Raw genomic sequence first — 310 nt, forward strand, 5'->3', positions numbered from 1 at the left:
TATTAGCTAAGTCTTTAAGCTCTGATTTAATAGAAGCTTGTAACTCAGTGTTTTCAATATCATCTAATACATCACAAATTTTATTTGCAATTAATTCGAATTCTTTCTCACCCATTCCTCTAGCAGTTAATGCAGGAGATCCAATTCTAACACCTGATGTTACAAATGGAGATCTTGTTTCACCTGGAACTGTATTTTTATTTACAGTAATACCAGCATTTTGTAATGCTGCATCAGCATCTTTTCCTGAGACTTCTTTATTTATGAAAGAAACTAAGATTATTTGATTGTCTGTTTCATCAGCAATAAC

1 pseudogene is annotated in these 310 nt (G+C 31.6%); it reads right to left on the bottom strand.

What is annotated here, in order from left to right:
• Positions 1-310, bottom strand: a pseudogene (glyA, locus tag ETC07_RS15050) (serine hydroxymethyltransferase); the annotation flags it as partial.

It is taken from the genome of Halomonas borealis (assembly GCF_004798905.1).
Lineage (GTDB): Bacteria > Pseudomonadota > Gammaproteobacteria > Pseudomonadales > Halomonadaceae > Halomonas > Halomonas borealis.